General features: G+C 68.7%; 4 protein-coding genes. 2 read left to right on the top strand and 2 right to left on the bottom strand.

Going from position 1 to position 8211, the window contains the following annotated elements; genetic code table 11:
- Window positions 1-114 precede the first annotated feature (114 nt).
- Together PMI15_RS19295 and PMI15_RS19290 are read right to left on the bottom strand one after the other, a co-directional pair.
- Entirely contained in the window at window positions 115-612 is a 498-nt protein-coding gene (locus tag PMI15_RS19295) for a DUF1854 domain-containing protein (protein WP_007873214.1), read from the bottom strand.
- A 14-nt stretch (window positions 613-626) separates the two neighbouring features.
- Complete coding sequence (locus PMI15_RS19290) at window positions 627-2969, bottom strand: ABC transporter ATP-binding protein (protein WP_007873212.1); 2343 nt, start codon at window positions 2967-2969, stop codon at window positions 627-629.
- A 325-nt stretch (window positions 2970-3294) separates the two neighbouring features.
- On the opposite strand from PMI15_RS19290, the gene cphA (PMI15_RS19285) reads away from it, so the two are divergent.
- Window positions 3295-5520, top strand: coding sequence for a cyanophycin synthetase (gene cphA, locus PMI15_RS19285; protein WP_007873210.1), 2226 nt, complete (start codon window positions 3295-3297; stop codon window positions 5518-5520).
- Window positions 5520-8120 carry a cyanophycin synthetase gene (cphA, locus tag PMI15_RS19280; protein ID WP_007873208.1) on the top strand — a complete coding sequence of 867 codons (2601 nt, stop codon included), beginning with the start codon at window positions 5520-5522 and terminating at the stop codon, window positions 8118-8120. Before cphA (PMI15_RS19285) ends, cphA (PMI15_RS19280) begins: the two co-directional genes overlap by 1 nt.
- Window positions 8121-8211 lie beyond the last annotated feature (91 nt).

Raw genomic sequence — 8211 nt, 5'->3', positions numbered from 1 at the left:
AAAAGTGAGTAGCCGCCGGGCTACCCCCGGCCAGCCGCCCTCAGCAGAGAAAACAGAAAGACGAAGAGAGAAGAAGAGGGAGGAGAGGGGAGCGCTCGCCGGCGCAAGACCCGGCTAAAGAAACCTCTCCAGCAAGCGCCGCGAAGCCCGATCCAGCGCCGTCATATCCCGAACGCTGTACTGAACCCCCTGGCTGCCGGCGATCAGCAAGCCGACGCGGCCAAGGCGGCGGATGTCCTCTTCGCCGCGGAGGATAAAAGAAGTCTCCCCCCGGTCGGTCTCGACCGTCCAGACACTGGGCGTGCCGAAGCTGGAGACGCTTTTGAGCCGCGTGACTTCGGGCACAAAGTCGCGTAGCGCAAGTTCTTCCTCGAGCAGCGCGCGCGCGGCCGGCGCCGCGGCCTGCAGCTGCTCTATCCAGGCGACCTCATGGCCTTCGGTGTTGACCAGCGAAATGCCTTCGTCGGGCGCGGCAATCGGGAAGGCGCGCACGGGCACCACGCCGGCATGCGCCTGGCCCGCCGAATCGGTGAACACCAGGCGGCCCGAGGCGTCGCGCACCAGCGGAAAAGGAACAGAGGCGGAAGCGGAGATGGAAGTGGAATCAGTCATGACAGGTCTTTGGCTTATGTGTTGCCGACATGCTGGGCGGCATGGGCGATCTGCGAGGTGGCCAGCGCGATGCGGCGCTCTTCGGCCTCCAGGCCGCCCTCTTCGTTGTCCACCTGGCGCGCCTGGGCTTCATACAGCCGCCAGTAGGCACCCTGTTTGGCCATCAACTCGTCGTGCGGGCCGACTTCCACCACCTGGCCGCGGTCCATCACCACCAGGCGGTCGGCCTTGCGCAGCGTCGAGAGGCGGTGGGCAATCGCGATCGTGGTGCGGCCCTGCACCAGGTTGTCGAGTGCGCGCTGGATTTCTTTTTCGGTCTCGGTGTCGACCGAGGACGTGGCTTCGTCCAGGATCAGGATGCGCGGGTCTATCAGCAGCGCGCGCGCGATCGAGATGCGCTGGCGCTCGCCGCCCGACAGGCCCTGGCCGCGCTCACCCACCAGCGAGTCATAGCCCTGCGGCAGGCGCAGGATGAATTCATGCGCATGGGCGGCGCGCGCGGCCGCGACGATCTCGGCGCGCGTGGCGCCGGGCTTGCCGTAGGCGATGTTCTCGGCAATCGTGCCGAAGAACAGGAAAGGCTCCTGCAGCACCAGGCCGATGTGGCGGCGGTAATCGGCCACGCCAAAGCGGCGTATGTCGGTGCCGTCCACCTGGATGGTGCCGTCGCTCACGTCGTAAAAGCGGCAGATCAGGTTGACCAGCGTGCTTTTGCCGGAGCCGCTGTGGCCCACCAGGCCGATCATCTCGCCGGGACGTATCTGCAGGTCCAGGCCGCGGATCACCGAGCGGTTGCCGTAGCGAAAGCCCAGGTTCTTCATGTCGATGCGGCCCTCGAGCACGCCGGTTTTCACCGGGTTGGCGGTTTCCGGCACGTTGGAGACATGGTCCAGGATGTCGAAAATGCGCTTGGCGCCGGCCGCCGCCTTTTGCGTGACCGAAACAATGCGGCTCATGGAATCGAGCCGGCCGTAAAAGCGCCCTATGTAGGCGATAAACGCCGTCAGCACACCGACCGTGATCTGCTGCCGGGACACCAGCCAGATGCCGAAGGCCCACACCACCAGCAGGCCCACTTCGGTCAGCAGCGAAACCGTGGGCGTGAACAGCGACCAGGTCTTGTTGAGCTTGTCGTTGACGGCCAGGTTGTGCTGGTTGACCTCGCGAAAACGCTGGGCCTCGCGCTTTTCCTGGGCAAAGGCTTTCACCACGCGGATGCCGGGAATCGTGTCGGCCAGCACATTGGTCACGTCCGACCAGACGCGGTCTATCTTTTCAAAACCGGTGCGCAGCTTGTCGCGCACCACGTGGATCATCCAGCCGATAAAGGGCAGCGGCAGCAGCGTCACCACCGCCAGCCAGGGGTTGATGGAAAACAGGATGACCGCGGTCATCACGATCATCAGCACGTCGGTCGCGAAATCCAGCGCGTGCAGCGACAAAAACACGCAGATGCGGTCGGTTTCCGAGCCTATGCGCGACATCAGGTCGCCGGTGCGCTTGCCGCCGAAATAGTCCAGCGAGAGCTCCAGCAGGTGATCGAAAGTGGCGGTGCGCAGGTCGGCGCCTATGCGCTCGGACACCAGGGCCAGCAAATAGGTGCGCGCCCAGTTCAGCGCCCAACCCAGCAGCGCCGCGCCCAGCAGGCCGCCCAGCAGCGCGCCGACCTTCCAGGGCTCGATCTGCTGGCCGTTCTGGAAGGGGATCAGCACGTCGTCCATCAGCGGGATGGTCAGGTAGGGCGGCACCAGCGTGGCGGCCGTGGAGGCCAGCGTCAGTAGAAACCCGGCCAGCAGCTGGTGGCGGTAAGGGTGGGCAAAGCGCCAGAGGCGCAGCAGCACCCAGGTCGAGGGCGGCGTGTGCAGCTCGCGGGCGCAGGCCGGGCATTCCTCGCTGTCGGGCGGCAGCGGCAGGTCGCATTCGGGGCACAGCGCCGCTTCGTCGGCCGGGGGCGCCTCGGCCAGGCCCTGGGCCGCCTGCTGCTGGGCGAACAGCCGCACCAGGCGCAGCGCCTGCACATTGGCACCCAGGGTAAAGCGCCAGCCGGCCAGGCGGACGCCGCCCTGGTGCAGCTCCAGCGTGCCCACGCCGGCATGGTCGAAATGGCGCAGCGACAGGCCCGGCAGGCCCTTGCCGGCCGCGTCCACCGTGGGCCAGGCGGCCCATTCACCGCCGGGGCCGCGGGCCAGCAGGCGGCGGTCGGTCAGGGCCAGCAGGCCGGTGGCGAAACGAAGTTGGCTGTCCAGGTCAACCGTAAGCGTACACAGAACGTTTTCCTGGGTTGCAAGTTGTGAGCGAAGCCCCGCCAAGGCGGGGTCGGTAAGGCTGGAGTCGTCTGCCGGGTGTTTGTGTTGCATTGTGTTGGTGAATTCTTGGCGTCCCGCATCTGGCGCGGCTGGGTTTTCGCAGGTCTGGCCTTCGCGCGTGGGGAACCCGAACAGGGGATTTTCGCCGAATGCGGCCTGGAACGACAAATTTGCCCCTCAATCCCCGAAAATGGCGAAACCGGCGGTATCGATCCCCCCAGCCCCAGCCAGGCTCGTTCGCGATAAGAACAAAGACACAACGCACATAACGAGACATACAGGGATCCACAGGGGCCTTCACCGGCCTCACACTGAAATTCATCGGCCAGGACCGCCGCCTTGCACCGACGGGTGCGGCCGCCCTGCCTGGCCGACCATGCTGCGAACCATGAGCCCTCAGGACGACATCAAGCTGCTGCGCATCAACTACCTGCGCGGCCCCAACATCTGGACTTACCGGGCCGTGCTTGAGGTCTGGCTGGACCTCGGCAAACTCGAGGACTTCCCCTCCAACGAACTGCCCGGCTTCAACGACCGCCTGGTCGCGCTGCTGCCGGCCCTGGTCGAACACCACTGCGGCGTGGGCGAGCGCGGCGGCTTCATCCAGCGCCTGCTGGAGGGCACCTGGTCCGGCCATGTGCTGGAGCATGTGGTGATCGAGCTGCTCAACCTGGCCGACATGCCCACCGGCTTCGGCCAGACGCGCAGCACCTCGCAGCGCGGCGTCTACCGCATGGTGTTCCGCGCGCGCGACGAGCAGGTCGCCCGCACCGCACTGGCCGAGGGCCACCGCCTGCTGATGGCGGCCATCAACGCCACGCCCTACGGCCCCGCCGAGGTGCGCGCCGCCGTCGACGCGATACGCGCCAAGGTCGACGACTGCTACCTCGGGCCCAGCACCGCCTCCATCGTGGCCGCCGCCACCGACCGCCGCATCCCCCACATCCGCCTGAACGAGGGCAACCTGGTGCAGCTGGGCTACGGCGCCAGCCAGCGCCGCATCTGGACGGCTGAAACCGACCTCACCAGCGCCATCGCCGAAGGCATCGCCCACGACAAGGACCTCACCAAAAGCCTGCTGGCCACCTGCGGCGTGCCCGTGCCCGAGGGCGAGATCGTCGCCACGGCCGAAGAGGCCTGGGAAGCGGCCGAAGACATAGGCCTGCCGGTGGTCGTCAAGCCCTCCGACGGCAACCACGGCCGCGGCGTCTCGCTGGACCTCAAAACCCGCGCCGAGATCGAGGCCGCCTTCGCGGTGGCCGCCCGCCACGGCAGCGAGGTCATGGTTGAGCGCTTTGTGCGCGGCCATGAGCACCGCCTGCTGGTCGTCGGCGGCCGCGTCGTCGCCGCCGCGCGCGGTGAAGCCGCCTGGGTGACCGGCGACGGCAGCGCCACGGTGTCGCAGCTCGTCGACGCCCAGCTCAATACCGACCCGCGCCGCGGCGTGGGCGAGGACTTCCCGCTGGGCCGCATCAACGCCGCCAGCGACGGCGCCGTCATCCTCGACCTGCAGCGCCAGGGCCTGGCGCCCGATGCCGTGCCCGCCGCCGGCCGCGAGGTGCTGATACAGCGCAACGGCAATGTGGCGCTGGACTGCACCGACGCCGTCCACCCCGAGGTCGACCACATCGTCTCGCTGGCCGCGCGCGTGGTGGGCCTGGACATCGCCGGCGTCGACGTGGTCGCGCAGGACATCTCGCGCCCGCTGCACGAGCAGGGCGGCGCGATTGTCGAAGTCAACGCCGGCCCCGGCCTCTTGATGCACCTCAAGCCCGCCGAAGGCGCGCCGCGCCCCGTGGGCCGCGCCATCTGCGACCATCTGTTCCCGCACTCGTCCGACAGCGACAACCCCAACGACGGCCGCATCCCCATCGTCGGCATCGCCGGCTCCGCCGGCAACTACCGCGTCGCGCGGCTGGTGGCCTGGCTGCTGCACCTGTCGGGCCGGCACACCGGCCTGGCCTGCCAGGCCGGCCTCTTCCTCGACCAGCGCTGCGTGGACGCCTCCGACTGCGCCAACTGGGAAGCCGGCCAGCGCCTGCTGATCAACCGCGCGGTTCAGGCCGCCGTCTTTGAGAACGGCGCCGACACCATCCTGCGCACCGGCCTGCCTTACGACAAATGCCAGGTCGGCGTGGTCACCGACCTGGGCGGCGCCCAGGGCCTGGCCGAGTTTGACATCACCGAAGACGAGCAGATGTTCAAGGTCATGCGCTCGCAGGTCGACGTGGTGCTGCCCGGCGGCGTCGCCGTGCTCAACGCCGGCGACCCGCGCATCGCCGAGATGGCCGAGCTCTGCGACGGCGAAGTGATCTTCTACAGCACCGACCCCAAGGCCGCGGCCATCGTCTCGCATTGCGCCCAGGGCGGCCGCGCCCTGTATGTGCGGCAGGACCAGGTGGTGCTGGCCACCGGCGCCAGCGAGGCCTTTTTGCCCGGCCTGGGCAAGCTGGGCGCCTGGCGCGAACGCCGCGGCCTCACCGAAGAGGCCTTGCTGGCCGCCGTGGGCGCCGCCTGGGCGCTCGGCATTCCGCTCAACCTGATAGGCGCCGGCATGGAAGCCTTTGAAACCACCCCTAAAACCGCCGGGAGTGCCGAATAATGGAAGTGTCCCGCATCCGGGCCCTGCGCGGCCCCAACCTCTGGAGCCGCCACACCGCGCTCGAAGCCATCGTGGCCTGCAGCGCCGTTGAATGCAACATCGCCGGCCTGGCCGGCTTCGAGCCACGCGTGCGCGCGCTGTTTCCCGGCATGGGCGCGCTGCGCCAGACCGGCCACGCCGGCCCCGTCTCGCTGGCCCATGTGCTCGAAGCCGCCGCGCTGGCCCTGCAAACCGCCGCCGGCTGTCCCATCACCTTCAGCCACACGGCCGCCACCGTCGAAGCCGGCACCTACCAGGTCGTCGTCGAATACAGCGAGGAAGCCGTGGGCCGCCTGGCCTTTGAGCTGGCCCAGGCCCTGATCCACGCGGCCCTGCGCGACACCGCCTTCGACCTCGAAGCCGCCATCGCCCAGCTGCGCGACCTCGACGAGGACGAGCGCCTGGGCCCCAGCACCGGCGCGATCGTCGACGCCGCCGTCGCGCGCGGCATCCCGTATCGCCGCCTCACCAAGGGCAGCATGGTGCAGTTCGGCTGGGGCGCCAAGCAGCGCCGCATCCAGGCCGCCGAAGTCGATTCCACCAGCGCGGTGGCCGAATCCATCGCCCAGGACAAGGACCTCACCAAAAAGCTGCTGCGCGCCGCCGGCGTGCCCGTGCCGCTGGGCCGCCCCGTCACCGACGTCGACGACGCCTGGGCCGCGGCCCGGCAGGTCGGCCTTCCGGTGGTCGTCAAGCCGCAGGACGGCAACCAGGGCAAGGGCGTGACCGTCAACATCACGACGCGCGAGCACCTCGAAGTCGCCTACAAGGCCGCCGCCGAACACGGCGAGGTCATGGTCGAAAAATTCCTGCCCGGCAGCGACTTCCGCCTGCTGGTGGTCGGCAACAAACTGGTCGCAGCCTCGCGGCGCGAGCCACCGCAGGTGGTGGGCGACGGCCTGCACACGGTGCGCGAACTGGTCGACATCGTCAACCAGGACCCGCGGCGCGGCGAAGGCCACGCCACCTCGCTCACCAAGATCCGCTTTGACGACATCGCCGTCGCGCGCCTGGAAGTGCAGGAACTCACGCCCGAGTCAATTCCCGCCAAGGGCCGGCGCGTCATCCTGCGCAACAACGCCAACCTCAGCACCGGCGGCACCGCCACCGACGTCACCGACGACGTGCACCCCTCGGTCGCCGCGCGCGCCGTGGCCGCCGCGCAAATGGTGGGCCTGCACATCTGCGGCGTCGACGTGGTCTGCGAAAGCATGCTGCGCCCGCTCGAATCGCAGAACGGCGGCGTCGTTGAAGTCAACGCCGCGCCCGGCCTGCGCATGCACCTGTCGCCCTCCTACGGCAAGGGCCGCGCCGTCGGCGTGGCCATGGTCGACGAACTGTTCCCCCCCGGCGACAACGGCCGCATTCCCGTCATCGCCGTGACCGGCACCAACGGCAAGACCACCACCACGCGCCTCATCGCCCACCTGATGGCCGCCGAGGGCCTGCGCACCGGCATGACCAACACCGACGGCGTCTACATCAACGGCCGGCAGACCGACAGCGGCGACTGCAGCGGCCCCAAGAGCGCGCGCAACGTGCTGATGCACCCCGACGTCGATGCGGCCGTGTTCGAAATCGCGCGCGGCGGCGTGCTGCGCGAAGGCCTGGGCTTTGACCGCTGCCAGGTTGCCGTCGTCACCAACATCGGCAGCGGCGACCACCTGGGCCTGAACTACATCACCACCGTCGAAGACCTGGCCGTGCTCAAGCGCGTCATCGTGCAGAACGTCGCGAACACCGGCTACGCCGTGCTCAATGCCGCCGACCCCATCGTCGCCGACATGGCCGCCACCTGCCCCGGCAAGGTCATCTTCTTCGCGGCCGACCGGCACCACCCGCTCATGGCCACGCACCGCGCCCAGGGCAAACGCACCGTCTACATCGACGGCCCCGTGCTGGTCGCCGCCGAAGGCGCCTGGGTCGAGCGCATCCCGCTGCAGGGCGTGCCCGTCACGCGCGGCGGCAGCATCAGCTTCCAGGTCGAAAACGTCATGGCCGCTGTCGCCGCCGCCTGGGGCGCGGGCCTGAACTGGGACACCATCAAGCGCGGCCTCGCCAGCTTCGTCAACGACGCCCACAACGCCCCCGGCCGCTTCAACGTCATGGACTACAAGGGCGCCACCGTGATCGCCGACTACGGCCACAACCCCGACGCCATGCGCGCCCTGGTCGCCGCCGTCGACGCCATGCCCGCCACGCCCGGCCAGCGCCGCAGCGTCGTCATCAGCGGCGCCGGCGACCGCCGCGACAGCGACATCCGCGACCAGACCATCATCCTCGGCAGCGCCTTCGACGACGTCATCCTCTACCAGGACGCCGCCCAGCGCGGCCGTGCCGACGGCGAGGTCATGGCCCTGCTGCGCCAGGGCCTCGAAGGCGAACACAAAGCTCGCCGCACAAAACGCATCGACGAGATACGCGGCGAGTTCCTGGCGATCGACATCGCCCTCGAACGGCTGTCACCGGGTGATCTTTGCCTGGTGCTGGTGGACCAGGTGCAGGAGGCGCTGGATCACCTGGCTACTCGGGTCAAAGAGGCGAAAGAGAAAGTAAGTTAGGCCGGGTCTTGTTCCGGCGGGCGCGCTCTTCCTCCTCATCTTCCTCCTTCTTCTGCTTAGTCCTGCTGGCCGGGTCTCGCCCCGGCGGGCG

The sequence above is a fragment of the Polaromonas sp. CF318 genome (assembly GCF_000282655.1).
GTDB lineage: Bacteria > Pseudomonadota > Gammaproteobacteria > Burkholderiales > Burkholderiaceae_C > Polaromonas.
This window is presented reverse-complemented; position numbering and strand designations above follow the sequence as displayed.